A 26,851-nucleotide genomic window follows, 5' to 3' on the forward strand; every position below is an offset into this window, starting at 1 on the left:
TTAATTATTTATAATTTTTCTTCTCTATCATATAATACACCAATGGCACCACCAATAAAGTTAATACGGTAGAAACAATGGTTCCTCCCATTAATGATATTGCTAGTCCTTGAAAAATAGGGTCAAACAAAATAACAAACGCTCCAATAACAACCGTTCCTGCAGTTAATAAAATTGGCGTTGTTCTTACTGCTCCTGCCTCGATACAAGCTTGTTTTAAAGGAATTCCTTCATCTGTTCTTAAGTTGATAAAATCGATTAATAAAACCGAGTTCCGTACCATAATTCCCGCCAGCGCAATCATTCCGATAAATGAAGTTGCTGTAAAAAAGGCACCCATAATCCAGTGACCTAAAACAATTCCTATTAATGATAATGGAATTGCTACCATCATTACAATGGGTGCTTTAAAGTTCTGAAACCATCCAACAATTAAAATATAAATTAAGATAATTGCTCCTAAAAAAGCGATTCCTAAATCTCTAAAAACTTCTAATGTAATTTGCCATTCTCCATCCCATTTCACGGTATAATCATCTTCAAATTCTGGCTGACCCAAATACATTTCGTTTAACTTATAACCTTCAGGAAGTTTTATTTCATTCAATTTCTCTTCCATTCCTAAAATTGCATATGCAGGACTTTCTAATACTCCAGCCATATCTGCCATCACATACACAACACGTTTTTGGTTTTTTCTGAAAATACTTTTTTCTGCAATTGTTTCTTTTATTTCAACCAAATCTGCAATAGGAACCATATTTCCTTGTTTCGATTTTACTTTTAATTGAGAAATATCAGAAATAGTAGATTTTTCTTTTTCATCTAAAGTCAATACCAAACCAACTTGATTTACAGCATTTTCATCATACAAAGTTGTAATTGCTCTGTTAGACAAGGCCATATTCATTGTATACGCAATTTGCTGAGGAGCAACGCCATACAACATTGCTTTTTCTTTATTTATTTCAAATTGATATTCCGTTTGATCTGCTTCAACCATCCAATCGATATCAACAACATCATCGGTGTTTTTTAAAATAGTTTTAACACTGTTTGCTATTTCAATTTGTTGTTCATAATCTGGACCATACACCTCAGCAACAATGGTAGATAAAACTGGAGGTCCTGGTGGCACCTCTACTAACTTTACATTTGCATTATATTTTGCAGCAATACGTTGCATTTCTGGACGTAATAATTTTGCAATTCCGTGGCTCTGAATATCTCGTTTATCTTTATCAACCAAATTCACTTGAATATCTGCCATATTAGATCCACCACGTAAATCGTAATGACGCACCAAACCGTTAAAAGTAATTGGAGCAGAAGTCCCAATATAGTTTTGATAATTCACAACTTCTGGTCTTGTAGATAAATACTGAGCAATTTCTTGCGTTACAACTCCTGTTCTTTCTAAAGTTGTGCCTTCTGGCATATCAATTACCACTTGAAACTCATTTTTGTTATCAAAAGGCAACATTTTTACAGCTACAGAATTGGTAAAAAACAACACCATTGTTGCCATTAACACAAAGAATGTTCCGCCTAAAAACAACCATCTTTTTGTTTTATTTTCTATTAAAGGTCTTTCAAATTTGTCATAAATTCTATAAATAAAAGTTTCCTCTAAAGGTTTTTCAACTTTCTCTACGCTTCCTTTTTTATCTTTTTCTCTTAAGAAAATATATCCTAAATAAGGGGTAATTGTTAACGCTACAAATAATGATAAAATCATTGCAATAGAAGCTCCAATTGGCATTGGCGCCATATAAGGCCCCATTAAACCAGACACAAAAGCCATTGGTAAAACAGAAGCAATAACAGTAAACGTTGCTAAAATTGTTGGGTTCCCAACTTCATTAATTGCATACAAAGCGGCTTGTTTAAAAGGCAAGCGTTTCATTTTGAAATGCCTGTGCATATTTTCTGCTATAATAATAGAATCATCCACCACAATACCAGTTACAAAAACCAAAGCAAAAAGTGTAATTCTGTTTAATGTATAATCTAACATATAATAACTCAACAATGTTAAAGCAAACGTAATTGGCACAGATAAAAACACCACCAATCCACCACGCCAACCCATTGCTAACATTACCACTAAAGTAACTGCAAAGATAGACCCAATAAGGTGCCACAACAATTCAGATACTTTATGAGAAGCTGTTTCTCCATAATTTCTGGTAACTTCTACGTGTACATCATCAGGAATTAAAGTTGTACGTAAATGCGCTACTTTATCTAAAATTAATTCTGATATTTTCATTGCATCTGCCCCTTTTCTTTTAGCGACAGAAATAGTCACTGCAGGATATTCGGATTTGTATTCAGAAGCCTTTTCACTTGCTTGCCCAAAACCTAAAGACACATAATTCTGAGGAATTTCTGGTCCATCAACTATACTTGCAATTTGTTTTAAATAAATAGGTCTGTTCTGTTGTACACCAACTACCAAATTTTCTACGTCTGTTACAGACGCTAAAAATTTACCCGTATTTACTAAAAATTCTGTATCATTTTTATCAAAACTACCAGAAGCTAATTGTGTATTATTGGCTTTTATCATTTCAGAAACCGATAAGAAATCCAATCCACTCGATGCCAATTTATCTTTATCTAAAACAACTCTTAATTGACGATTTCTTCCACCAATTTTATGCGTAATAGAAACATCATTTATCTTCTTAATTTCCGTTTCTAATTCTTGTGCCATTTGCCTTAATTGATAATCACTGTAGCTTTCACTCCACAATGTTAACCCTAACATTGGCACATCATCAATTGCACGCGTTTTAACCAACGGAAACGTAACGCCTGCAGGCATTTGATCCATATGTTTGTTAATCTCATTGTATAATTTCACAAAAGAACGCTCAATATCTTCGCCCACGTAAAACTGCACAATAACCATTGCTTTTTCGTTCATAGAAGTAGAATACACATACTCTACACCTTTAATATTAGAAATTAATTTCTCTAAAGGTTTTACAACTCTCGTTTCTACTTCTGTAGGACTTGCCCCAGGATAACCCACAAAAATATCGGCCATTGGCACATCAATTTGCGGTTCTTCTTCCCTCGGAATTAAAAACGAAGCGTACACACCAACCACCATAAAAACGATCATTAGCAACACGGTCAGTTTCGATCCAATAAAGACTTTTGCAATTTTTCCAGCTAAACCTTCTTTCATATTTTCTTATATTTTGGGCGTTTTAACAGGCTATCCGTTACAATCTTTTTTTGCCATATATGGCAGCAAAAAAAGGATTTCCACTTCTAACCTTAACGCGACAATTCTTATTCTTAACTAAATTTGTTATTTTATTTATACCTACAAAGTTTTTAAAACCATGAAGGAGTACTCGTTACTGTATACTGCAACTGCCTACTGATGACTGAATACTGCCTACTGAACACTAACTTTAGCCCCATTAAACAACTTCCCTTCCGCAGAAACGATGTAAGATTCATCTGCATTTAAGCCCGATAAAACCTCTACACTATTTCCATACGTTCTACCTAAACGCAACCAACGCAACATTGCTGTATTACTTTCACTTACTGTATAAACTCCAGATAATTGTCCGTTTTTTACAATTGCTTCTGTAGGAATTAAAACCAATTCTGATTTCACTTTTCTTTCTACAGGAAACTGAACTGTAGAAAACATTCCAGATAAAACAGGAACATCCGTTTTATCTAAATTTATTTTTACTAAATATTGTCCTCCAGTATTTTTAGCAGAAGTACTTACTTCGCTAACTTTTCCTTTCAACGTTTTATTCATAGATTTCACTAAAACATTTACAGTTGTTCCTTTCTTAATTTGAGAAATTTCAGTTTCAGGAACCATTGCAATTACTTCAAATACTTTAGGCGTTTCTATACTAATTAATGGCATTCCTGGGTTTGCCATATCTCCACTTTCTATATTTTTACTGGTAATTACACCACTAAAAGGAGCCGTAATATTAGAATATGCAAATTGTGCATTAATTTCGTTTTTCATTTGATTCGCAGATTCTAAACCCGCTTTTGCCATTTCGTAATTGGCAGTCATATCATCCATTTCTTTTTGAGTAACACTTGTACTCGCAAATAAATTTTTAAAACGTTTGTAATTTTTTTCTGCATTATTCAAAGCAGTCTTCGCTTTTGTAATACCTGCATTTACTTGCCCTTTCTTAGCTTGTAAATCGGCATTATTAATAGAAACCAACAACTGACCTTTTCTAACCTTATCGCCAACATTAACGTGTACTTTTTTAACATATCCCATCATTCTGGTGCTTAAATCTGCACTATTAGATGCTTGTATTTTTCCACTTACAGATAAAAACTGACTATCACTATTTATAGCAACTTTGCTAACAGTAATTTTAATTGCAGGCGAATTATCTACTGCTACCTTTTTCTCTTCACTACCACAACTCACTATAAATAATGATAAAGCAATTAGTGTAATTCTGTTGATATATTTTTTCATTTCTATTGGATTTATTTTTTACTGAAAACTGCGACTGATTACTGCCAACTCTTTCTATTCTTTAGTTAAAAATTCTAAATACGTTTGTGTAAAATTATATTGATAAATAGTTTGATAGTATTCTAATTGCTTTTGAGCGAATTGAGTTTCAGCTATTAATAAATCTGACGTTTTTTCCAAACCTTCTTTAAATCTATTTTTTCTAATTCTTAAAGATTCTTTAGATTGTTGCACTGCTAAATCTGTTAAATCTAATCTGTTCTTTGCATCGACTAATTGACGCTTTACTTTATTTAATTCTAAATTACTTTTAGACACATATTGATTGTATTCTAACTTAGATTTCTCGAATTCCGCTTTACTTTTTTGTGCTTTTCCAAAACGTTTAGAACCCTGGAACAAATCCCAACTTAATTGTGCGCCAATTAAATATCCGTTTGCACTTCCTTGAAAAAGTTTGTTGTCGTACATTTCATAACTTCCAAAAGCATTTAAACGTGGTAAAAAAGCCATTTTATCCGCTTTATTCATTGCTTCATATCCTTTAGATGCTAAGTGCATTGCTTTAATATCTGCTCTGTTTTCTGAAACTGATTTATTATCAACAGTTAAATTAGAAACCTTTAAACTTTCTGTTGGTTTATAAACAACATAGCTTTCATCATTCATTAAAAAAGACAAATAATTAGAAGCGTTTTGCACATTACTTTTTGCAGTCTGCAACTGATTTTTAACTTCTGTTACTCGTATTTCTACATTTAAAACATCAGCTCGCTGTAAAAAACCTTGGTTGTAACTATTATCAGCCATTTTTTTATTTGCATTTGCAGCTTCTAATGCTTTTTCTAAAACTGAAACTCCTTGATATGCTAATTGTAATTGCATATATGCTTTTTCTACTTCAAACACCAAATAATCTTGTGTACGGGCTGTTTTTAAAGACATTGCCTCCATTTTAGACTTCGCTGCTTTTCGTTGATAAAAGCCATCCAAATTAATTAATGGTTGCTGAATTTCTATTTTTGTTGCAAAATTTCTTGTCGTTGTTGGATCGTTTAATAAAGCTGGATTAAAATCATTTGCTGTTAATATTTCTTGATTTAATTTAGAACCAAAAGCCATTAAAGGATTTGTTGTAGAAATACCAGTATGACTCGCTGTAATGTTTGGTAAAAACACCGAATTTGTTTGTCTATAATCTGCTTTTGAAGCATTAAACTCTTCTTCAGAAATCTTAATCGTTGTATTTTTTTCTGATACTTTTGCTAAAACTTCTGCTTTAGATATTAGTTTCATTTCTTGCCCTTGTAAGAGAAAGGTTCCTATAAATAAAGAAAATATAAATATGGTATTTTTCATGTATCATTTAATTTACTGATACAAAAGTAAGTGTAGGAAAAATAGCTAAGTGTAACCTATGTTACATGAAAATAGAAAAAATTCTAAAAAATATGAAGCAAAAAAGCAGCTAATTTGCTGCTTTTTTATTCATTTTAAAATCTATAATTTTTATGAGAAGTAAACCTAAAACTCCTCCGAAAAAAGAAACTATACAATTTAGAATAAGTAATGAAACATTGAAGGTGCTATTTTCTACAATAAATGTTGGACTAAAACCTAATCTTCCAAAAAATTTAATAAAAAAAATACTTCCAAAAACACCAGAAATTGTGTTTCCAACAAGACCAAAAGAATATTTCTTAAATGTAAAACCCATTAAAATTGCTCCTATTATTCCTAATAAAATACTAATTAAAGAAATAAGAGTTTCTGTCATAATAATAATAATAGCTGTTAATTAATGTCCGTAATCCATTTTATCAACCTTACCAGCCATTAATCTTTTTTGAATAATCATGTACACAAAAAGTAGAATAAACCCAATAATACCCCAAGTTAAAGCAACAGACAATCCGTATTCTGAAGAGGATGTATTATAAATTGTTAAAGGCTCATTAACGTCATTAACAGAAGGTAATAACATAGGGAATAATGACGCTAGAGATGATGTAATTCCACCTAATATTAATAAAGTAGACAAAATAAATCCGTAGCTATCTTTCTTTATTCTTTTGATAAAAAACAAGCCAATTAATCCTATTAAATAAATAAGAGGAAACACCAATAAATAAGGTTTTTCAATAAAATTATCTAACGAATTAGGATTCACTATTTGCCAAACAAATAAAGAAAATATAGTTAGTATTCCTAACACAATATTCAACTTAAAAATAACACCTTTCAATTTTTCGTTTATTGATGAATTCGTTTTTAATATTACCCAATTGGCACCATGAATTGTTAAAGTAACTACAGAAATTAAACCTATAACAATTGTAAACCAATCGATAACTCCTGGATGTTCTGTTAACGGACTAAAACTACTATTCCACAGAGGCAAGAAAAAATAATGCCCTTCGTAAACAGAAACTCCTTTTTCTACGCCACCTAAATTTACACCTCTAACTATGTTTCCTAAAGCAATGCCAAAAAACAAGGCTAATAATAAACTAGAAATACCAAATGATTTATCCCAAATATCTTTCCACATTTGAAAATTAAATTGACTTCTAAATTCTAATCCAATTGCTCTAAAAATAATTAACCACAAAACGATAATTAAAGGCAAATAAAAACCACTAAAAACAGAAGCATAAAAGGTAGGAAATGCCATAAAAAGCATACCGCCTGCGGCAACTAACCAAACTTCATTAGAGTCCCAAAATAAACCTGCAGATTTTGCAATTACTTCTTTGTCTTTTTCCTTTTTAGCAAAAAATAAATGAACGATTCCTGTACCAAAATCATACCCATCTAAAATAAAAAATACCGCTAAAACTATTGCTATTATAATGTACCAAAAAATTTCCATAGTTAATGTTTTTGAAGTTTAGGTCCTTCATTAATCGTTTTACCTACTAGAACTAAAAATAACAGTCCTAATAACATATATAAAGCAACAAAGCCTAATAAAGTAAATAAAGTATTACCAGATGAAACTGTAGGTGAAACTCCTGCACTCGTTTTTAATAAACCATAGACCAAATAGGGTTGTCTACCTAATTCTGCGGTATACCAACCGGTAAGATTAGCGATGTATGGAAACGGAACCAAAAACATAATAAACCAAAGTAAAGGTTTAAAAGTATACAGTTTTTTGCGCCATAAAAAGAAAAGGGATAATACCGTAACTCCTATAAATATGGTACCTAAACCAACCATAATATGATAAGAATAATAAAGCGCAGGCACATTGTCTGGTAATTCTTCTTCTTTAAATTGATCCATTCCTGGAATTTGTTTGTTCCAATCTTGGTGGGTTAAAAAGCTTAATATATTAGGTACTGCAATCTTATTATCTAATTTTTTTTCTACCATATTTGGTTGCCCAACTAAAACAATTTCGGCTCCTGCTTCTTCAGTTTCAAAAATACCTTCCATTGCAGCAAAAGATGCTGGCTGATATTTTGCTACGTTTTTAGCGTTCCAATCTCCTGTAGGAAAAGCGACTAATAAACTAGAAACCAATCCGAATATTACACCTGTTTTTAAGAATAGTTTTCCGTATTCTACTTGTTTTTTTCTTAGAATATAAAATGCACCAATACTTGCAACCACAAAAGAAGAAGTTACCACAGATGCCATTTGATTATGTAAAAAAGCAGGCAATAACCAAGGATTTGTAAATAAGTCAGAAAAGTTTTCTAATACAAATTTACCGTTTTCTAAAATTTCATAACCTACCGGATGTTGCATCCAAGCATTGGTGGCTAAAATAAACCAACCACTTGCCCAAGAACCTAAAAAGACTAAAAAGCCTGTTAAAAAATGGAGCTTTTGCCCCATTAGTTTTTCACCAAAAATAAAGAGCGCTAAAAAAGACGATTCTAAAAAGAAAGAGAACATACCTTCCATTGCCAGAGTCTGACCGATAATTCCACCAGTTAATTCAGAAAATTTTGCCCAATTGGTACCAAATTGAAATTCCATTGGAATTCCTGTTACAACACCCATTGTAAAATTTACCGCAAAAATTTTCATAAAAAATTTAGCCGCATTGTTATATTTTTCATCATTATTTCTTAAATATTTCCATTTAAAAAAGACAATCATTAATGAAAGCCCCATTGTTAATTGCGGAAATATATAATGAAAAGTGATAGTAAATGCAAATTGCAACCTATCGTAAAAGATCATGTCTTCCATATTCTTGTTTTAGACTATAAAAATACGATAGAGTTCACTATTTTAATGTAACATTTATTACTAACATCACAAAAATGATTATTCTATCATAAAATAATTTTAGCTATTTACTAAAACTATTTATTGTTGTAATTAATTGGTTTTTTTGTACAGCACCAGATTGTCGCCAAACTTGTTTACCAAGTTTATATAAAATTAAGGTTGGTACACCTCTTACTTGGTATTTTGCGGCTAAAGATTGGTTCTTATCAACATCTATCTTAACAATAGAAATTTTATCTCCCAAAGTATCTTTTACTTCTTTTAAAATAGGACTCATTGTTTTACATGGTCCGCACCATTCAGCAAAAAAATCTACTAAAACGGGTTTATCTTGATTAATTATTTCTGTAAAATTCATAATTATTATTTCTAATATTGCGACAAAACTAACATTATAATAGCCTTTTCTAGGTTACATATGTTACAGTTCTAATACTTTAATACTGTTTCTATAAAGTTGTATTTTATTTTCGTTTTCTAATTTCTTAAGCAATCTCGAAATTACCACTCTAGAGGTATGTAAATCTTCTGAAATTTGTTTGTGAGTAACATTTAAAACATCATTCTGGTTTACCATTGCTTTATCTCTTAAGTACTTAAAAAGACGCTCATCCATCTTTAAAAAAGCAATAGTATCTACTGCTTCTAAAAGTTCATCTACTCTATTATGGTAACTTTGTAAAATAAAAGATTGCCAACTTTTAAAGGTGCTTAACCATTCGGTCATTTTCTCTTTAGGCAACATAATTAGACTTACATCTGTTTCTGCAACGGCTCTAATTTTACTTTTTGTTTGTCCCATACAACAAGACAAAGTCATAGCACAAGTGTCTCCTTTTTCTAAATAGTATAATACTAACTCTTCGCCTTTTTCGTCTTCTCGAAGTATTTTAATAGCACCAGACAGTAATAATGGCATCGATTTTATATAATCTCCTTTTTCTATAATTGTAGTTTCTGCAGAAAAAGTTTTAGGAATACCTACTTTAGTTATTTCTTTTATTAAATCTTCTTCAAAAAGGTAACCAAAATTAACATCTAATTCATTTGTCATTATTACTTTTTTTTACACCTATAAAAGTAATCAAATGATTTCTTAAATTAAAACTTATTGCAACAACAAAAACCCGAGTAAAACTCAGGTTTTATTTTATGAAAAATGTATTTTTTTATTTTGCTTTTTTATCTGTGCTCATTAATAAATATACGGCTACAACTAAGCCAACAACAACTAGCGCGAAAATACCAATCATAATTGTACCGTTAACCCAAGAAACAAGTGGTGTATTTAAAAAACTCATAATTATTTAATTTATACAACAAAATTAAAACTTATGCTTTTTATAAATTATGATAAAAGTCAGTTTCTTAAAACTTTATATTTAAAATATCTCCACTTAATTGTAGCAGTTGTAATTCAATTAATTTAGCATCAAATTTAGCGTTATTATAAGCTGTTTTAGAATTAATAAAATTAATTTGAGCTTGCCTAAACTCAATAGAAGTAACTTGCCCTAACTTGTAGCGTTCTGTAGTTCTATCGAAGTTATTTTGAGTAGTTAGCACATTTTTTTCTTGCGCTCTTAAAATAAATAATTGGTTTTTATAATTCTCCCAAGTAGTTTTAAGGTTATTATCTATGGTTACTCTTTGTTGCTCTAATAATATTTGTTGATTTTCTACTGCAATTTTCGCATTCGCTACAGCAGTTTTTGTACTTCCACCGTCAAACAAATTCCATGATAAACTTAAACCTGCATTTAAACCGTTAGAAGTTGAACCTGCTAAAAATGACGTTGCAGGGTTTTCACTTTTATTCCAACCATAAGAAGTATTTAAACCTAAAGACGGTAAATAATTTGCCTTGTTTATTTTGATGTTAAACTCACTAATAGCAATATTTTTTTCGTTTTGCTTTAAAATTGAATTATTAGCAATTGTTTTTTTCTGAAGCTCATTAAAATTCATTATTTTAATAAATTCTACTTCTGTTTCTACCACATAATCAACAGGTTTTTCTACGCCTAAAATAATATTTAAGCCACGTTTTACATTGCTTAATTGCTGATTTGCATTTATTAATGTAATACTATCATTATTTACATCTACCTCTGCATTTAATAGCTCTAATCTGGTAGATTGCCCATATTCATATTGATATTTTGCACGCTGCAATCTTTGTTTAGATATTGACAATGCTTCATTTAAATTATCCTTATTTTCAGACAATCTTGCTATTTGAAAATAGGTAGTAAACAATTGTAAATAGGTGTTTTCTATAGTTTCTTTTGCTTGTAATTCTGTTAAATTATACGTTTCTTTTAATTGTTGATAATTATATTTTCTTCCTAAACCATCAAAAATTACATAATTTAAACCTAATGAAGCATTATAAGATTTAGTAACTGCACCACTTATACTCGTAGAAGTACCGTCTTGACGTGTAATTTCTTGGTTGTCTCTTCGATAATTTGCACCAGAAGAAATAGCAGCTGTTGGCAAAAAGCCTGTATTGTAAATACTCGTATTATTTTTTGCAATGGCTAAATTGTTATTCGCTATTTTAATTCCGAAGTTATTTTCTAATGTAACCTCTAACGCTTCCTTCTTTGTTAAAATTTCTTGTGAAATTCCTTGTAAAGTCGATAAAAGAACGACTGCTAATATTGTATTTCTAATGATCTTCATTTTCGTCAAATTTAGATTCTATTATTGCTCTTTCCACCTCTTCTTTTGTAACTTCTTCTCCTGTTTTTAACCACTTTACCCATACTTTTATCGAGTTAGAAACAGATAGTAATAAAGGCAACATTACCAGTGTTAAAACGGTTGCAATTGCAATTCCGTAAGAAATAGAAATTGCCATTGGAATTAAAAATTGCGCTTGTCTACTTTTCTCTAATAATAATGGCGCTAAACCTGCAACAGTAGTTAAGGAGGTTAAAAATATTGCTCTAAAACGAGATTGACCAGCGGCAACAAGTGCATCGTCAAACTTCATACCTTCTTTTAGATAATTATTAAACTTACCTATTAAAACCAAACCATCGTTTACCATAATACCCACCAGAGCTATAATTCCTAAAAAGGATAAAATTCCTATTGAAAAATCATGAAAGAAATGCCCCCAAACAACACCTATCATACTAAAAGGTATCATAATAATTAACAATATTGGTTGGCTATAAGAACGGAATGTGAATGCAATTACAATGTAGATTAATAATAAAATAATAGGTCCTACAAGACCTACAGAATCTGTTGTTTTCTTTGCTTCTCTATTTTGGCCTTCATATAGTGGAGCAACTGTTGGATATTTAGATATAATTTCTGGCATAACTCTCGCCTTAATATCATCTAAAATTTCTGTGGCACTTGTTTCAAGATCTTTTAAATCTGCAGAAACCTGAATTTCTCTTTTCCCTTTTAAGTGATTAATTGCAATATCTCCTCTTTCTATTGTATAGTTTGCAATTTCAGAAAATGCAACTCTTGTACCAGATGGCGTAATAATACGCATGTCGTCTAAGTTTTTTATAGAAGACCTGTCTTTTCTATCATAACGTACCCAAACTTTAATTTCATCTTGTCCTCTTTGAAAACGTTGCGCTTGAAAACCGAAAAAACCATATCTAATTTGCGCCATAATAGCTTGCAAATTCAACCCTAATAAATAAGCATTGTCTTTTAACGTAATTTTTACTTCTTTAATTCCTGCAGGGTCATTGTCTGAAATATCTTTTAAAAGTGGGTTGTTCTCTAAAACTTGTTTCAACTCTTGCTTCGCAGCTTTTAGTTCGCTAATATTATTTCCTAAAAGAGAAACTGCAACTGGGCTTCCACCAAAATTACCTCCAGAACCAAAAATTAAGCTTTCTACACCGTAAATTTTCCCAACTTTATCGCTAATAGAATTTGTTATTTCTGGTGATGAGAATTCTCTTGCTTCCCCAGGCAATAGATTTACCGTAAGTGTTGCATTTGCGCTACCAGGACCAATTCTTTTAATTACATTTTCTACAATAGCAATATTACCTGTTTGCTTTTCTGTATATTCTTTATTTGTTAACCAAACTTTTTCTTCTATAGACGAAATAATAGAATCTGTTATTTGCTCATTAGTTCCTTGTGGCATTTTTAGCGTAATCTGCACTCTGTCACTAGCAACTCTAGGAAAAAAAGATTGTTTAACAATACCTGCATTCATAGCTAACATGCTAAATATTACTAATGCAACTGGTATAGAAAAAGCAAATATTTTATTTTGTAAACAGAATTTTAGAAACGGCATGTAAAAAGTGTCTCTAAACTTCATTAATAAATTATCTGCTAAAGTGTTTACTTTCGTAAAAAAAGCATCAAATACATTTTTCTTTTTTTCGACTCCTTCCTCTAATCTTTTTCTATCTAAAGCTTTAGAGTGGGCAATATGTGCTGGTAAAATAATTAATGCTTCTATTAAAGAAACAATTAAAGTTAATAATACAATTGTAGAAACTTCACCAAAGAAACTTCCTATTCTACCGTCTACAAAGAAGAATGTAGAAAAGGCAATAATTGTAGTTAAGATAGCAGAAACAATTGGCGGAATTACTTCCATTGTACCGTCTATTGCTGCATTAATTTTAGATTTCCCTAAATCGTAATAATGGTGATAAATATTTTCTCCAATAACAATACCATCATCTACCAAAATACCAATAACGATAATCATTCCAAAAAGAGATAATACATTAATGGTTACATCAAATTGTGCTGCAAAAATAAACATCCCAAAAAATGCAACTGGCAAACCAAAAGCTACCCAAATTGCTAATCGTAGGTTTAAAAATAATGCTAAAAAGAATAACACTAAAAGAATACCAACAACGCCATTTTCTATTAATAACCAAGTTCTTCCATTTAAAGAAATAGAAGCATCACTAGAAATATTTAATTGTACGTTTTGGTTTTCTTGATTGTATTTGTTAATGTATTCTTTAATTTTATCTGCAGAAGAAAGTAAATCTTCATTATTTGTATTACTTACTGTTACATTAATAGCTAAATTACCGTTATAATATAACTTATCTGGTGTTTCAGACCAAGTGTCTTTTACTTCTGCAATATCTTTTAAACGAATAATATTTCCGTTTGTTTCTGTTCTAACAATTAAATTTTGAAGTTCTACACCGTAATAAGATCTGTTACTTGCCCTAATTAAATAGTCTTCTTCAGAGGTTTTAATATTACCACCTGTTATTAAAATATTAGAGTTTCTAACAGCGTTTGCAACTTCGGTAAACGACATATTGTAAGAGCGTAAATTGTTTTCTCTTACAGCAATTTCTATTTCTTCGTCTGGAAAACCAGAAATTGCAACTTGTGAAATTCCATCGATTCCTCTAATATCATTTTCTACATTTCTTGCATACTGTTTTAAAGACTTTAAAGAAACATTGTCTCCACTAACTGTAAAACTAATTGTTGGTCTTATGCTTTCTACTTTTGCAATTACTGCGGGTTCCATACCAGAAGGAAAGGAAGGTACTCTATCTACTGCATTTTTTACATCCGATAAAACAACGTCTATATTTTTTCCTTTTTCTACCTCTATACTAACTGTTGCAGAGTTTTCTCTAGAAACAGAAGTAACTCTTTCTACACCAACAATTCCTTTTAAATTGTCTTCAATTTTTAACACAACTCCCTCTTCCATTTCTGCAGGTGAAGCACCTGGGTATGCTAAAGAAATATTTATTAATTCTGAATCTACCAAAGGAAAAAAAGATGATTTCATACTGAAAGCACCAACAGCACCAAAAATAATAAATGCAATAATTATTACGTTAACGGCAACTGGGTATTTTATAAAATAAGTAATGATTTTTCTCATAGCTTATTTCTTTTTGTTGATTTTTACAATCATACCATCAAAAGCTCCTGGTAAATTTTGCGTTAAAATTTTATCGTTATTTTTAAGTCCTTTTATTATAATATTATCTGTTCCAAAATAAACAGGTTTAATAGTAACCAAACTTAAAACACTATCGTTTTTAACTGTATAAACAGCCGAATTTTCTATCAATAATTTTCTTGGAATTTCTATTGCTTCAGATTCAGATTTTGCTATTAAGTTTGCTTCTAAAAACATACCTTCTTTTAAATCTTTATGTTTAACATCTATAAAAGCTTTTATAGTTTGTGTAACTTGGTCTACTTTACCGTTTACACGAACTACTTTACCTGTATAATTTTTAGTTTTCTCTAAGTTTGTTAACGCAACAGCATTACCTACTTTTAATAAATCTGCAAATTCAGAATTTATAGAAACTTCCATTTCATAAACGCTAGGATTTATAAATTCACCTAACTTCTGCCCTACTCTAACAAGAGAACCAGGACTAACTAAAGCTTCAGTTAAAATACCCGAAAAAGGAGCTCTTATATGATACTTAGAAAAACGAACTTCTAAATTTTTAACGTTATAATATGCAGTTAAAATTCCTCTTCCAGAAATAAAATATTTTTCTTTATCCGAAGAAAATACAGGTAGTTTAGGTGTAGATTTATTCATATCAAAACCTTTAATATAACTTTCCCATTTTGTAAATTCTACAGGGTAATCTAAACGTAAATCTGGTAAAATAGATGTAATTAAATTGTTTAAATTACTTTTCTGAGATTGCAAGCTTGCGTAAAACTCATCACTATTAATACTTAATAATGTTTCACCTCTATTGTAATTTGTACCTGCTTTAAAAAGTTTATTAGAAGTTTTTAAAATTCCTTGTACTTCAGAAAATATTTCTATTTTATTCTTAGCAGTTAAGTTTCCACTTGCAGATAAAATAATAGGAATATCTTTATTTTCTACATTCTCTACAAAAACAGTTTTTATTTGTTTTTTAAATTTTGGCTTTGGTCTCTGGTTATTATCAATAAGATAATTTCCTAAAAGAATAGCACCTACAATACTTAAAATTCCTAGAACAGCTAGAATAATTTTTCTCATAATAATATGGTTTACCTTTTTTAGAATAAAAAAAAGGTATTAATAGTTTGTACAAAGATAGTTTTTAGACAAAAAGTAAACAGTTAGGTTTAAAAGTAAAATGTTAAAGAAACGTTATAATTTATTTTCTAAATAATAAAAACAGAAAACTATATTATTCAATTGGTTTATTATTTTTTACTTCATTAATTTTTTTTTAACAAGAATGAACAGCAATTACAGTTTTTCTAAAAAACCACCGTTAAAGTAAAATTTATAAAACCACTTTTTTTTAGCATCTTTATATCTTCAAAAAAGAATAAAAATGTCTTCTAATTTTAGAATTTCTCGTGCTTTTAAAAATGCGAAAAGAATTTGCTTTAATGCAGATTCTAAATTTGTGCTTTTTAGTGATTCTCATAGAGGAGACAATGGTTTTGCAGATGATTTTGCGCACAACCGAAACATGTTTAAGCATGCTTTAGAACATTATTACAACAATAATTTTACGTATATTGAGTTGGGTGATGGTGATGAGTTATGGGAAAACAGAAACTTTACAAATATATTTAAAGCCAACAAACACATTTATTTATGGCTTAAAAAATTTCATGACAATAATCGATTGCATTTCGTTTGGGGAAATCACGACATGAAATACAAAAACCCAGCAGCAATTCGTAAGAACTTGCATTATTATTACGACACTGTAACAAGTACTAAAAAAGAACTGCTAATTGGCGCTTCTTTTTCTGAAGCAATTGTTTTAGAAGACGAAAATTCTGGAAAGAAAATTTTTCTTCTACACGGCCATCAAGCAGATTGGTTTAATTATGTTTTCTGGCGATTTAGTAGTTTTCTTGTAAAAGTACTTTGGAAACCTTTACAAATCTTAGGTTTTTCTGATCCAACAAGTCCTGCTCAAAATTTTAAAGAACGTATTAAGGTAGAACAGAAATTAGAAAATTGGATTCAAGAAAACAATAATCAAATGATGATTACTGGTCATACACACAGGCCTCGTTTTCCTGATAAAAATGAAATTCCGTTTTTTAATGATGGAAGCTGTGTACACCCAAGATCTATTACAGGTATCGAAATAGAAAATAATGAAATTTGCCTTATAAAATGGCATATTATTACTTTAGAAAACGGAACTTTGCAAATTAAAAGAACCATTTTAGAAGGACCAGAAAACTTAAAACACTATATGAATTAATTTGATTTGTTGTACAAACACAAATACTGCATTATTTTTCTCTTCTATAGATGAAATTTCTCCCAAAATTTGGGAAGCTTTAGGTTGTACCAGAAATAGTTATTTTAATCCAAATTTTTTAAAATCGTTAGAAAAAAATCATCCAGAAATAACATTTTCTTATATTATTTTGGTTGATGATAAAAACGAACCTACGGCTTTTGCAAGTATAAAAATTATCGATTTCGAATTGAATTCAATTAAAAACGATTTCGAACTTTTAAAAAATATTGGTAGAAAGCTACATGTGTTTCCAGATAAAAAACCATTAAAACTATTAATCTGTGGAAACACGTTTGTTAGTGGAGAACACGGTGTTTTTATAAAGGAAAATCAAGACAAAAAAGCAATCATAAAAGAGTTAGCAAAAAGTATTAATCATTTTGTAAATTCTGATAAAAAATTAAAAAAACAAATAGACGCATTCTTACTTAAAGACTTTGCCAAAGAGTCTTTGTTTATTTCTAATGAATTAAAGTATTTTAGTTATCATCCATTTTCTGTAGAGCCAAACATGAAACTAGAACTTCATACAGATTGGCAAAATTTTGATGATTATTTAGCTTCAATGAAAACGAAGTTTAGAGTAAAGGCTAAAAAAGCATTTAAGCAAAGCGCACATATTCGCATAGAGGAAATTACGTTAATAAACATAGAAGAACAATTACCAAAAATGACTTCTTTATATGAAAAAGTTGCATCGAATGCAGGTTTTAATTTAGGAAGTTTTAATTTGGATACATATAAAGATTTAAAAGAAAAATTTGGAGAAAATTACATTCTAAAATCTTATTGGTTGGAAGATAAAATTGTAGGCTTTATCTCTGGTATTATAAATCAGAATTCTTTAGATGCGCATTTTGTAGGTATCGATTATTTACTAAATAGAGAACATGCTATTTACCAAAGAATGCTATACGATTATATAGAAATTGCTATCAATAAAAGACTAAAAATTTTAAATTTTGGTAGAACTGCTAGCGAAATAAAAAGTTCTGTTGGTGCAGTTCCTCAAGACCTAACCATGTATCTTCGTCATCAAAAAACTATTAAAAACAAAATTTTAAAGTTATTTTTGCAAAGAGTTCAACCCACTCCATTTCAACAAAAATTTCCTTTTAAAACTGTAGAAACTAAGCATGAAAAACACTAAAGAATTAATTTCACTTTTAAATTTAGAAGACTTAGGTAATCACGCTTTTAGCGGAAACAGTGTAACTATTGGAAGTCCACATGTTTTTGGTGGCCAAGTATTAGCACAAGCCGTTAATGCTGCTTACAAAACAATACCAAAAGAACGTATTCTACATTCTTTGCATTCCTATTTTTTAGAAGCAGGAGATTTAGAAATTCCTATTAACTACCATGTTGCAGAAGTAAGAAATGGTGGTAGTTTTTCTACTCGAAGAGTTACTGCAAGCCAAAATGATAAAACGATATTTATTCTAGCAGCTTCATTTCATCAAAAAGAAGATGGTTTTGAGCATCAAGCAATATTTGACTCCACAATAAAACAACCAGAAGAACTAATAAGTTGGGATGATATATTGAATAAATTTGGTGATTTTTTACCAAAATCGATGAAATATTTCTTAAGCATAGAAAGACCTATAGAATTTAAACCAGTAAGAATTCCTAACCCTTTACAACCAGAAGATTTACCACCAAAAGAACAAGTTTGGTTTCGCTTAAAAGGAGAAAAACAAGAATTAGATTTTAGAACAAAACAAGAAATTCTTACTTATATTTCTGATTATAATATATTAAATCCGGCATTTAACCCAAATGCAAGTAATTACAATTTTGGAAATACACAAACCGCAAGTTTAGATCATTCTATGTGGTTTTTTAGAGATTTCGATTTTAATGATTGGATGTTATATTCTGTTGAATCGCCTAATGCTTTTGGCGCTAGAGGTTTGTCTAAGGGAAATATTTTTACAAGAAAAGGAGAATTAATTGCATCTGTTGCGCAAGAAGGTTTGTTAAGACCAATGAAAAAATAAACAGTATTAGATTTAAAAAATAGAAAAATATTATGAGTGACGCTTTATTATATGTCTTTACAACAAACGGTTTATTGTTTTTAATTAGTATTATTTTTTGGAAATTTCCACCAAAAAAAATAAATAGTATTTATGGTTATAAGACACCTAAAGCAATGCAAAATCAACAAATTTGGGACTTTGCTAACAATATTTTTAACAGAAGTTTGCTAATCTATGCAGGTATCTCTTTTCTTGCAGGTTTAGCTTTTGCAACTTTTTTAAATGCAGAATTAACATGGCAACCAATGGCTTTTGTTTTTCTATCGATAATTGTAAGTATTGTAAAAACAGAAAAAGCATTAACAGATAATTTTACTGAAGAAGGTAAAAAGAAAAAAGTTAAAAAATAGCCATTACAGAAAGAGATAAATTTCTTCCTGGAGATGCAACACCAGATGCAAATTCTATATAATGTTGGTCTAATAAATTATCTAACCTTGCCTGTAAAGAAAAGTTAGTATTTACAACATACCTACCATTTAACCCTAAAGTAACCCAACTTGGTGTACCATAATAAATTGCTACATCTTCTGTAGCATTTGCGTCTACAATTGGTGTTAAATCGTGGTTATCGATTCCTTCTGTAATATTAAAATCTTCTATATCTTTCTTTGCATTAAATCGAATAGCAGCTCCTAATTCTAACTTATCTGCTTTATAATTAACTTCAAACTGACCAAATAAAGGCGGAATAGAAGACATTGGCTCATTTGTATCGTAAGTACTACCTTTAGTATAAGTTATAAAACCAGACGTTTTCCAAGCATCAGAAATTTTACCTAAATAATTGGCTGTAAATCCTGTTATGTAAGCTGTTTTCTTATTCTGGTTTGAAACTGCGTTTCCTAACTCACCATCAAACTCCACTTGCTTCACACTTCCATCTGAATTATAAACAAAATCTCTTTGAATATAATTATCTAATAAAGTATAGTACACGTTTGCCCCAAAACGAAATTTCTTATCATTAAAATATTTCTGAATTCCAATTTCTGCATTATAAGCAAACTCTGGTGTAACATTAATATTTGGTACAGTAACATTACCAGCTTTTTCTCTAACTCTACCAACATCATCTATGTTTGGAGATCTAAAACCAGAAGAAACCACGCTATTTATTTGCCAGTTTTTATTTGGTTTATAAACGTACCCTAAAGTTGCTGTTACTGCAGAATGATTTGCTTGAATATCTGTTTCTGCTAACTGAATAAATGTTTGATCTAACCAAGTTGCATTTAAGTTTGTATTTGTAAAACGAATACCAGAATTTAAAGTAGATTTTTTATTAATATCTTGTCTGTAATCTATGTAAAATGCAGAACTTAAATAATTACTACCACCATCTGGATAACGAGATTGTACTAAAAAATCATTAGAAAAACCAGCTATTTCTCCGTTTACAATATTTAATTCTTTACCGTAAGAATTAGAAGTTACATCGTTATAAGCAAATTCAAAACCGTAAGAAAGTGTTCTTTTTTTATCTTCTGTTAATGCTACAGAAAAATCTCCATTTAAACTAAAAACAGCTACACCTTCTTCTCTATAAGACCTATCTAAACTACCAAATTTACGCTGAATTCTGCTTTCTTTTAAATTTTGATATGCTGCCGTTATAACTCCATTCTCTAACCAACTTTTATTAGGGTTTATTAATAACTGAGTAGAAGCTAAAAACCTTTGTTGCGGACCGTAATACCATTCTGCAAACTTTAGCTCATCATTTTTTAATTCTGCTAGTCTATCAAACCTTGGTATATCAGATGATGTAGAATACTGAAGATTCACCTTTAAATCTGTATTTTTAGACAATGGTATAAAGAACTTTTGTAAAACATCTGTTTGATTATAACCCGTATTTCTTTGCAAGTTAGGGTCTGAGTTTACTGTAGGGTTCTCTTTATAGTTTCCATTCATATTTTCTGAATAGAAAAACACTTTTCCCCAGTCTTCGAAACCATGCGAACGGTTTTTACCTGCTTTTAAATCGCCAAAATCGCTATAAGAAACACTTGTTAAAGAAGCCCATTTTTTTCTTCTAACTTCTGCAGATACACTTGTAGTAATTTCATTATTTACTGTTGAAAACCTAGAAAACAACTGACTTTTAACTTCATTTTCTTCGGATAGTTTAGGTGTTTTTGTGTAATAATGAATTACACCACCCAATGCATCTGAGCCATAAACTACAGAAGAAGGTCCAAAAACAACTTCTGTTTTATCTAGCATATTTGGTGTTACCGTAATAGAACTTTGTAAATGTCCTTTTCTATAAATAGCATTATTCATTCGAACACCATCTACAACCAGTAAAACTCGGTTAGATTCCATTCCTCTAATTACAGGACTTCCACCACCAAATTGAGATTTCTGCACTTTTATACCAGGAATTGTTGCTAATAAATCTGCAGATGTTTGTGCAGAAACTTTCTGAATATCTCTTGCATTTAAAACAGCAATTTGTTCTGCAATTCTGTTACTTTTTTCTTCTGTTTTAAATAAAGAAATAACAACTTCGTCTAATTGTTCTGATTCTTTTGTTAAATAAAGCACATAATTCTTAGCTTTTATTACAGATTTTCGTACTCTTAAAACTGCATACGAAAGATGCGAGAATACAACAAACTCACTATTTTTAAACTCTGAAATATCTGCAAAGCCATTATTATCTGTCGTAATATTAATAGTTTGTTTATCATTAAAAACACTTACATTTTTAACAACTTTACCTGTTTGCTGGTCTAAAACCTTAACTTGTTGAGAGAAGGTAAAACCACTAATAAAAAAAACGATTGTAAAAATTAAATTCTTCATCAATTAAAAACTGCTTCTAAAATTTGTAACGATTTCGGTTTCCTAAAACCGTCCAAATGTAATTCAAAATATCTTATTATAGTTTGCAACACTAATTGTCTTTCATTTTTACTAAAAGACACATCTTCTATAGCATCAAAATTTATGCCTAACAGCTTTTTAAATTGATAAAATTCGTTACCAGAAATAATATCTTTATTAGTTCTTGATTCTGTGAAACTTCCGTTTAACAAATCGAAACCAAAAACTGCTTTTTCTGTTGTATCTGGATAAAAACCTAAAAAGCGAGATGTGTTCAACAAAAAGAGTAAATGAAAGTTAGCTATTTTATCATGAACGTCTAACCACGTTAAACTCGCCTCTAAATAATTATAAAAATCTTCATTTTTTTCTTCTTCTTGTATACTATTAGACAAAACTTCAGAAAGAAATAAAACTACAGATTGTTTTACAATATCTCTATAAATTGTTTTGTATGGATTTAAAATTTGAACTTCTTTTAGCGTATGAAGAGAACTCTTAGATCTATGATTTGCTACTAAAGTTAATTGGGTTAAAGGTTGAAAATAAGCTACTTTAATTCCGCCTTTTTTGGCTTTTAAAATTCCTTTGATAATATAAGATTTTATGCCCTCTTCTGCCGTATAACATTTTACAATTAAACTAGTATCACTGTACTTTAAGCTGCTTAGTACAATTGCTTTGGTAGTTATAACAGCCATTTAATTAACAATAGCAATTTTGGTTACAGAAGTTTCAGATGCATCATCATTAGAAAGTAAAACTATGTAAACACCAGATGCTACTCTATTACCAGCTAAATTCTTCTTGTTCCAAACTACTTTACCGCCTTGTAGTTCTTGCCCTTCTACAACATTTGTTTCATAAACTAAATTACCAGCAACATCTATAATTTTCACATTTGTGCCTTTGGGTAAATGCGTACCATTTCTGCCATCTATAGTAACAGTTTCATGATTTTTAAGAGCCGGATTTGGGTATGCGTAGACTTCGCCTAAAACATCACCAAAAGGAGCAACTTTACTATTATAAGCAACAATACCTTTATCTGTAGCAAAATAAACTTTACCGGTAGAATTATCTACTCTAATTTTTAAAATTCTATTGGATGGTAAAGGTGAGTTTTGTTTGCTAAAATTAGCAATTGTTTTTTGTCCACTCGGGTTTGTATATAAAACTCCTCCGCTATCTGTTCCTATCCATTTATTATCTGCACCGTCTACAACAACACTATTAATTGTTTGGTCTCCTGCTAATTTCTTAGCAATACCGTCATCTAATATAATAATAGGTTCTGCGTTAGAAACTGTTTCTTCAAAAATACCAGATGCATTATTATATACTACTAAGCCAGATTTTGTACCTAACCAAATTCTGTTACTTTTATCTACGGCGATGGTTCTTACATTAGAGTCTGGTAAATTACCCAAGTTTGGTGTTGCTACTAATGCTTTTTTTCTATTTCCGTTTTCATTATAAGCATAAACTCCATTTGCTCTAGAACCTATCCAAACACTATTATTTCTATCGACAACAATATCTGTTAAACCTGGTTTTGCATCCGACTGTATACTTCTTAAATCGACACTTGTCCATTGGCCACTAGGAGACATTTTTACTAACTCTTCTTCTGTTTCATAATTTGTAGCCCAAAGATTTCCGTTAGAATCGAAAACAGAACCACTAACCCTAATATTAATAGAAGGTAAAGAAACTGCAATAGGTTTAAAAGAACTATTTAAATGATTATAAGTCTTAACAAGAACGTTATTCTCTATTTCTAACAAACCACCTGTTGGCATTGTATTTACATTATTCGAAACACCCAAAGCACTAATAAAAACCCTATTATTATTGTTAGGATCTATAGAAACATCTACTAAATCATTTGGTAAATTTGAGTTAAAACTTGTATTTAACCATTCTTCTCCATTAAAATTACTGAAGCCGTTTCTAATGTTTAAAGGCCCAAAAATGTCATTATAACCACCATAAACAATCCATAAATTACTATTATTTGCAGCAATTGAAAAGACTTCATTAGACAAAGGACCTTCTGGGTGTATTTCTAAATAAGTAGCAGGTTGCGTAATTGTTGCTGCTAGTATTCCAAATTCTTTAGTTGCTAAAAAAGCCCTATTATTTTCAAAAAAAGCGTTATTTAAAGAATAATCAAAAGACGCGTTATTTGTAAACTGCCCAACTAGATTCATTGTAGTATTAAGAACAATAGCTGTTTTATTAAGCGAAATACTTAAATGAGATGTAGATGCTTTTATCCCTTTTACTTCCTCAGAAAAGCTTCGAATTTCTGTTAAGTTAGTTCCATCAAAAGCAAATAATTTAGTATTTTCAATAACATATAAATTATTTAAAAAAGTAATTGCTTTAAAATTTCTACCTGTAAATAATTGTTTCCAATTATTAAAATCTATTAACAAATCACTTGTAATATCTGCTTTAAAAATACCAACTTCTGTTGCAGCATATATAATATTATTAGTTATAATTGTTTCATTTATTTTAATGGATGCAGAATTATCTCCAATAAAATAAGTATCACCAAATTCTAGTTTTTCAATATCATAAACAACTACAGCGAAAGGTGTAGATAAATATAATTTGTTATTAAATTCTGATATGTGATTGATGCTTTTTTCTCCTGATTGATTAAAATTAATAATGTCTGATGAAATAGTTATGCTACCATCATTATCTACAACTTCTACCAAACCATTTTCATAACCAATAACTAATCTTTTAAATTCTTTATTATAATGAATAGCTGTTGTTGGTTCACCAGACAAACCTTGTACAGAAGAAAGTTTATTAATTTCGCCACTTGTAAGGTCATATGTAAAAACAGCATTATCTGTTAATGCATAAATTACAGAATCTACCTTTGTAAAATCTTTTACATTATTATACGAGTAAAAATCTTCCCAAGATTCACTGTAATCTGTTTGAGAAAACATTGTGATAGAAGAAATTAATATAATAAGAGAAAAGATTTTTTTCATTTAAATATTTTATGAATCAAAGATATTTATTTATTGTTACAATAACGCGAAAACATACTACATTAGTACAAAATTGAAAAGGATTTTATGGCCATAGAAATAGAGAGAAAATTTTTAGTAAAAAACTTAGACTTTAAAACCGAAAGCTTCGATAAGAAATACTTGAAACAAGGGTATCTAAATTCCGATAAAAATAGAACTGTTAGAATTAGAATAGCTAATGACAATGCTTTTATAACCATTAAAGGAAAATCGAACACAGAAGGTACAACTAGGTTTGAATGGGAAAAAGAAATACCTGTTTCTGAAGCTAAAGAATTAATGCAATTATGTGAACCTAGTTTAATTGAAAAATACAGATATTTAGTAAAGAAAGGAAAGCACACTTTTGAGGTAGATGAATTTCTAGGAGATAACTTGGGTTTAATTGTTGCTGAAGTTGAATTGAATTCTGAAGATGAAAAATTCGAAAAACCAAATTGGTTAGCTAAAGAAGTTACAGGAGATCTAAAATATTATAATTCTAGTATTAGTAAAAACCCTTTTAAAAACTGGCTTTAATCTATATTAAATATAAAGATTTACAACCTCTTTGTCATAAGAGTTAAAGGGTTTTAAATATGAACTCTTATTTTAAGATAAAAGCCTTAAATAGGGCTCATAAAATAACTTTACATATAATATATTGCTAAAAAATGGCTAAAACTCCCTAAAAGTACAAATAGGTGAAATATTGCATGATTGTAAGGTAACTTTCTAATCATATATAAAACAGCACCAATACTATAAAATACACCTCCAATAAATAAAAAGTTTAAACTAAAAGAAGATAAACTTTCTATTAACGGACTAATAAAAAAGACAACTTGCCAACCCATTAAAAGATACATTGCTGTGGAAATTTTATCGAATCTTCCTGTAAAAAACAATTTTAAAACAATACCAATAAGCGCAAAAACCCAAACAAAAACTGCCATATAATTACCTAGACTAGAGTCTAAACCTACTAAACAAAAAGGCGTGTAACTACCTGCAATTAATACATAAATAGCAGCATGATCAAAAATATTTAATTTTCTTCTTCTTTTAGGTTCTGTTGCTGCATGATAAAAAGTTGACGCTGCATACAATACAATTAAACTTAAGCCGTAAATTATAAAGCTTGTAGGTTTCCAAAAACCATCGAAATTTAAAGACTTTATAATTAAAAAAGGAAAAGCAATTATACTTAATACCAAACCAAAAGCATGAGACCAAATATTTAATTTCTCTTCTGTATTAGAATATGCATGATTCAATTTTTCGCTCATTTTGTTCTAGTTGTGTCTTTCATGTATTTAGAATCCTTTTCTAAATCATTATAAAGAAGATTAAATGTTTTATCCTTTAGAATATCTAAATCTTGCGCTACAGACATTCCTTTCGTTTCTATAAAATTATATTGCTGTACCCTTAAGACACCAGGTCTTCCCTTAAAAACATCCCAAGAAAAAAAACGTTTACAATCATAATAAACTTGTGGTACAATTGGTATTTCAAATTCTATAGCCAAACTAAATGCTCCTTTTTTAAACGGAGATAAAACTACATCTTCAGTTGGCACCAATCCTTCAGGAAAAATAGCCATACTTACACCATTTTGCAACCTTTTTTTTGCCATTTCGAAAACTCTTTTTCTACTTTCTAAACTGCTTCTATCTACCATAATTACAGTTCTTTTATATAAAAAACCAAATACAGGTATTTTAGCAAGTTCTTTTTTACCTACAAATACAATAGGATTTTTACTAATTGCAATCAATAAAAAAGGATCTAAAAGAGATGCATGATTAGGACAAAACATATAACTTTTATTAGGCTCTATACTTTCTTCTTCACTAAAATCTATTCGAAAACCCATACCGTAAATTAATATTTTAGAGAGAAATCTTGCGAACTTCCAAAATATATGATAATGTCTTTCTTTAATCGAAA

22 protein-coding genes are annotated in these 26,851 nt (G+C 29.9%); 5 read left to right on the forward strand and 17 right to left on the reverse strand.

Annotated features, from left to right (window positions below):
• Positions 1–4: 4 nt before the first annotated feature.
• The 12 genes from SHK09_RS00560 to SHK09_RS00615 all read right to left on the reverse strand — a co-directional run bounded on the left by SHK09_RS00560 (position 5) and on the right by SHK09_RS00615 (position 15,737).
• On the reverse strand, positions 5–3,199 hold the full coding sequence (locus SHK09_RS00560; protein WP_319808816.1) for an efflux RND transporter permease subunit: 3,195 nt from the start codon (positions 3,197–3,199) through the stop codon (positions 5–7).
• Between the two features lie 216 nt (positions 3,200–3,415).
• Entirely contained in the window at positions 3,416–4,495 is a 1,080-nt protein-coding gene (locus SHK09_RS00565; protein ID WP_319808817.1) for an efflux RND transporter periplasmic adaptor subunit, read from the reverse strand.
• 54 nt (positions 4,496–4,549) lie between these two features.
• Positions 4,550–5,854, reverse strand: a complete 1,305-nt coding sequence (locus SHK09_RS00570; RefSeq protein WP_319808818.1) for a TolC family protein — start codon at positions 5,852–5,854, stop codon at positions 4,550–4,552.
• Between the two features lie 109 nt (positions 5,855–5,963).
• Entirely contained in the window at positions 5,964–6,272 is a 309-nt protein-coding gene (locus SHK09_RS00575) for a hypothetical protein (RefSeq protein WP_319808819.1), read from the reverse strand.
• A 21-nt stretch (positions 6,273–6,293) separates the two neighbouring features.
• Positions 6,294–7,367: a cytochrome d ubiquinol oxidase subunit II gene (gene cydB / locus SHK09_RS00580; RefSeq protein WP_319808820.1), complete on the reverse strand. Its 1,074-nt coding sequence runs from the start codon at positions 7,365–7,367 to the stop codon at positions 6,294–6,296.
• A 2-nt stretch (positions 7,368–7,369) separates the two neighbouring features.
• Positions 7,370–8,701 (reverse strand): cytochrome ubiquinol oxidase subunit I, encoded by a 1,332-nt coding sequence (locus tag SHK09_RS00585; protein WP_319808821.1) that lies wholly within the window; start codon positions 8,699–8,701, stop codon positions 7,370–7,372.
• Positions 8,702–8,804: 103 nt separating this feature from the next.
• Positions 8,805–9,101 carry a thioredoxin gene (trxA, locus tag SHK09_RS00590; protein ID WP_319808822.1) on the reverse strand — a complete coding sequence of 99 codons (297 nt, stop codon included), beginning with the start codon at positions 9,099–9,101 and terminating at the stop codon, positions 8,805–8,807.
• Between the two features lie 63 nt (positions 9,102–9,164).
• Positions 9,165–9,797, reverse strand: a complete 633-nt coding sequence (locus SHK09_RS00595) for a Crp/Fnr family transcriptional regulator (protein ID WP_319808823.1) — start codon at positions 9,795–9,797, stop codon at positions 9,165–9,167.
• Between the two features lie 115 nt (positions 9,798–9,912).
• Complete coding sequence (locus SHK09_RS00600; protein ID WP_319808824.1) at positions 9,913–10,044, reverse strand: hypothetical protein; 132 nt, start codon at positions 10,042–10,044, stop codon at positions 9,913–9,915.
• A 67-nt stretch (positions 10,045–10,111) separates the two neighbouring features.
• Entirely contained in the window at positions 10,112–11,431 is a 1,320-nt protein-coding gene (locus tag SHK09_RS00605) for a TolC family protein (RefSeq protein WP_319808825.1), read from the reverse strand.
• The gene (locus SHK09_RS00610; RefSeq protein WP_319808826.1) at positions 11,418–14,618 is read right to left on the reverse strand and encodes an efflux RND transporter permease subunit; all 3,201 of its coding nucleotides are present in this window, start codon (positions 14,616–14,618) and stop codon (positions 11,418–11,420) included. The genes SHK09_RS00605 and SHK09_RS00610 overlap by 14 nt, the downstream gene beginning before the upstream one ends.
• 3 nt (positions 14,619–14,621) lie before the next feature.
• Complete coding sequence (locus tag SHK09_RS00615; protein WP_319808827.1) at positions 14,622–15,737, reverse strand: efflux RND transporter periplasmic adaptor subunit; 1,116 nt, start codon at positions 15,735–15,737, stop codon at positions 14,622–14,624.
• Positions 15,738–16,041: 304 nt separating this feature from the next.
• Here SHK09_RS00615 and SHK09_RS00620 point away from each other — a divergent pair, with 304 nt between their 5' ends.
• Genes SHK09_RS00620 through SHK09_RS00635 form a run of 4 tightly spaced genes read left to right on the forward strand, consistent with a single transcriptional unit; the run spans position 16,042 to position 19,372 of the window.
• Positions 16,042–16,935 carry a metallophosphoesterase family protein gene (locus SHK09_RS00620; RefSeq protein WP_319808828.1) on the forward strand — a complete coding sequence of 298 codons (894 nt, stop codon included), beginning with the start codon at positions 16,042–16,044 and terminating at the stop codon, positions 16,933–16,935.
• Between the two features lies 1 nt (position 16,936).
• Positions 16,937–18,127, forward strand: a complete 1,191-nt coding sequence (locus SHK09_RS00625) for a peptidogalycan biosysnthesis protein (RefSeq protein ID WP_319808829.1) — start codon at positions 16,937–16,939, stop codon at positions 18,125–18,127.
• Positions 18,114–18,980: an acyl-CoA thioesterase II gene (locus SHK09_RS00630; protein WP_319808830.1), complete on the forward strand. Its 867-nt coding sequence runs from the start codon at positions 18,114–18,116 to the stop codon at positions 18,978–18,980. The genes SHK09_RS00625 and SHK09_RS00630 overlap by 14 nt, the downstream gene beginning before the upstream one ends.
• A gap of 32 nt (positions 18,981–19,012) precedes the next feature.
• Complete coding sequence (locus SHK09_RS00635; protein WP_319808831.1) at positions 19,013–19,372, forward strand: SdpI family protein; 360 nt, start codon at positions 19,013–19,015, stop codon at positions 19,370–19,372.
• On the opposite strand, the gene SHK09_RS00640 is transcribed toward SHK09_RS00635, so the two are convergent.
• The 3 genes from SHK09_RS00640 to SHK09_RS00650 are packed head-to-tail and all read right to left on the reverse strand — an operon-like array spanning position 19,362 to position 24,877.
• Complete coding sequence (locus SHK09_RS00640; RefSeq protein WP_319808832.1) at positions 19,362–21,836, reverse strand: TonB-dependent receptor plug domain-containing protein; 2,475 nt, start codon at positions 21,834–21,836, stop codon at positions 19,362–19,364. The two genes, SHK09_RS00635 and SHK09_RS00640, sit on opposite strands and share 11 nt — an antisense overlap.
• Positions 21,836–22,558 (reverse strand): DNA repair protein RecO, encoded by a 723-nt coding sequence (recO, locus tag SHK09_RS00645; RefSeq protein WP_319808833.1) that lies wholly within the window; start codon positions 22,556–22,558, stop codon positions 21,836–21,838. Before recO ends, SHK09_RS00640 begins: the two co-directional genes overlap by 1 nt.
• Positions 22,559–24,877 (reverse strand): two-component regulator propeller domain-containing protein, encoded by a 2,319-nt coding sequence (locus SHK09_RS00650; RefSeq protein ID WP_319808834.1) that lies wholly within the window; start codon positions 24,875–24,877, stop codon positions 22,559–22,561. It lies immediately after the preceding gene.
• 87 nt (positions 24,878–24,964) lie between these two features.
• Here SHK09_RS00650 and SHK09_RS00655 point away from each other — a divergent pair, with 87 nt between their 5' ends.
• Entirely contained in the window at positions 24,965–25,438 is a 474-nt protein-coding gene (locus SHK09_RS00655) for a CYTH domain-containing protein (protein ID WP_319808835.1), read from the forward strand.
• Between the two features lie 110 nt (positions 25,439–25,548).
• On the opposite strand, the gene trhA is transcribed toward SHK09_RS00655, so the two are convergent.
• The gene (gene trhA, locus SHK09_RS00660) at positions 25,549–26,187 is read right to left on the reverse strand and encodes a PAQR family membrane homeostasis protein TrhA (protein WP_319808836.1); all 639 of its coding nucleotides are present in this window, start codon (positions 26,185–26,187) and stop codon (positions 25,549–25,551) included.
• Positions 26,184–26,777 (reverse strand): lysophospholipid acyltransferase family protein, encoded by a 594-nt coding sequence (locus SHK09_RS00665; RefSeq protein WP_319808837.1) that lies wholly within the window; start codon positions 26,775–26,777, stop codon positions 26,184–26,186. Before SHK09_RS00665 ends, trhA begins: the two co-directional genes overlap by 4 nt.
• Positions 26,778–26,851: the final 74 nt, after the last annotated feature.

The sequence above is a fragment of the Polaribacter sp. PL03 genome, from assembly GCF_033875165.1.
Lineage (GTDB): Bacteria > Bacteroidota > Bacteroidia > Flavobacteriales > Flavobacteriaceae > Polaribacter.

Bases quoted from the DNA above. Each gene is read 5' to 3' on its own strand.
- SHK09_RS00560 (WP_319808816.1), bottom strand. From the start codon at position 3,199: ATGAAAGAAGGTTTAGCTGGAAAAATTGCAAAAGTCTTTATTGGATCG.
- SHK09_RS00565 (WP_319808817.1), bottom strand. From the start codon at position 4,495: ATGAAAAAATATATCAACAGAATTACACTAATTGCTTTATCATTATTT.
- SHK09_RS00570 (WP_319808818.1), bottom strand. From the start codon at position 5,854: ATGAAAAATACCATATTTATATTTTCTTTATTTATAGGAACCTTTCTC.
- SHK09_RS00575 (WP_319808819.1), bottom strand. From the start codon at position 6,272: ATGACAGAAACTCTTATTTCTTTAATTAGTATTTTATTAGGAATAATA.
- cydB (WP_319808820.1), bottom strand. From the start codon at position 7,367: ATGGAAATTTTTTGGTACATTATAATAGCAATAGTTTTAGCGGTATTT.
- SHK09_RS00585 (WP_319808821.1), bottom strand. From the start codon at position 8,701: ATGGAAGACATGATCTTTTACGATAGGTTGCAATTTGCATTTACTATC.
- trxA (WP_319808822.1), bottom strand. From the start codon at position 9,101: ATGAATTTTACAGAAATAATTAATCAAGATAAACCCGTTTTAGTAGAT.
- SHK09_RS00595 (WP_319808823.1), bottom strand. From the start codon at position 9,797: ATGACAAATGAATTAGATGTTAATTTTGGTTACCTTTTTGAAGAAGAT.
- SHK09_RS00600 (WP_319808824.1), bottom strand. From the start codon at position 10,044: ATGAGTTTTTTAAATACACCACTTGTTTCTTGGGTTAACGGTACAATT.
- SHK09_RS00605 (WP_319808825.1), bottom strand. From the start codon at position 11,431: ATGAAGATCATTAGAAATACAATATTAGCAGTCGTTCTTTTATCGACT.
- SHK09_RS00610 (WP_319808826.1), bottom strand. From the start codon at position 14,618: ATGAGAAAAATCATTACTTATTTTATAAAATACCCAGTTGCCGTTAAC.
- SHK09_RS00615 (WP_319808827.1), bottom strand. From the start codon at position 15,737: ATGAGAAAAATTATTCTAGCTGTTCTAGGAATTTTAAGTATTGTAGGT.
- SHK09_RS00620 (WP_319808828.1), top strand. From the start codon at position 16,042: ATGTCTTCTAATTTTAGAATTTCTCGTGCTTTTAAAAATGCGAAAAGA.
- SHK09_RS00630 (WP_319808830.1), top strand. From the start codon at position 18,114: ATGAAAAACACTAAAGAATTAATTTCACTTTTAAATTTAGAAGACTTA.
- SHK09_RS00635 (WP_319808831.1), top strand. From the start codon at position 19,013: ATGAGTGACGCTTTATTATATGTCTTTACAACAAACGGTTTATTGTTT.
- SHK09_RS00640 (WP_319808832.1), bottom strand. From the start codon at position 21,836: ATGAAGAATTTAATTTTTACAATCGTTTTTTTTATTAGTGGTTTTACC.
- recO (WP_319808833.1), bottom strand. From the start codon at position 22,558: ATGGCTGTTATAACTACCAAAGCAATTGTACTAAGCAGCTTAAAGTAC.
- SHK09_RS00650 (WP_319808834.1), bottom strand. From the start codon at position 24,877: ATGAAAAAAATCTTTTCTCTTATTATATTAATTTCTTCTATCACAATG.
- SHK09_RS00655 (WP_319808835.1), top strand. From the start codon at position 24,965: ATGGCCATAGAAATAGAGAGAAAATTTTTAGTAAAAAACTTAGACTTT.
- trhA (WP_319808836.1), bottom strand. From the start codon at position 26,187: ATGAGCGAAAAATTGAATCATGCATATTCTAATACAGAAGAGAAATTA.
- SHK09_RS00665 (WP_319808837.1), bottom strand. From the start codon at position 26,777: ATGGGTTTTCGAATAGATTTTAGTGAAGAAGAAAGTATAGAGCCTAAT.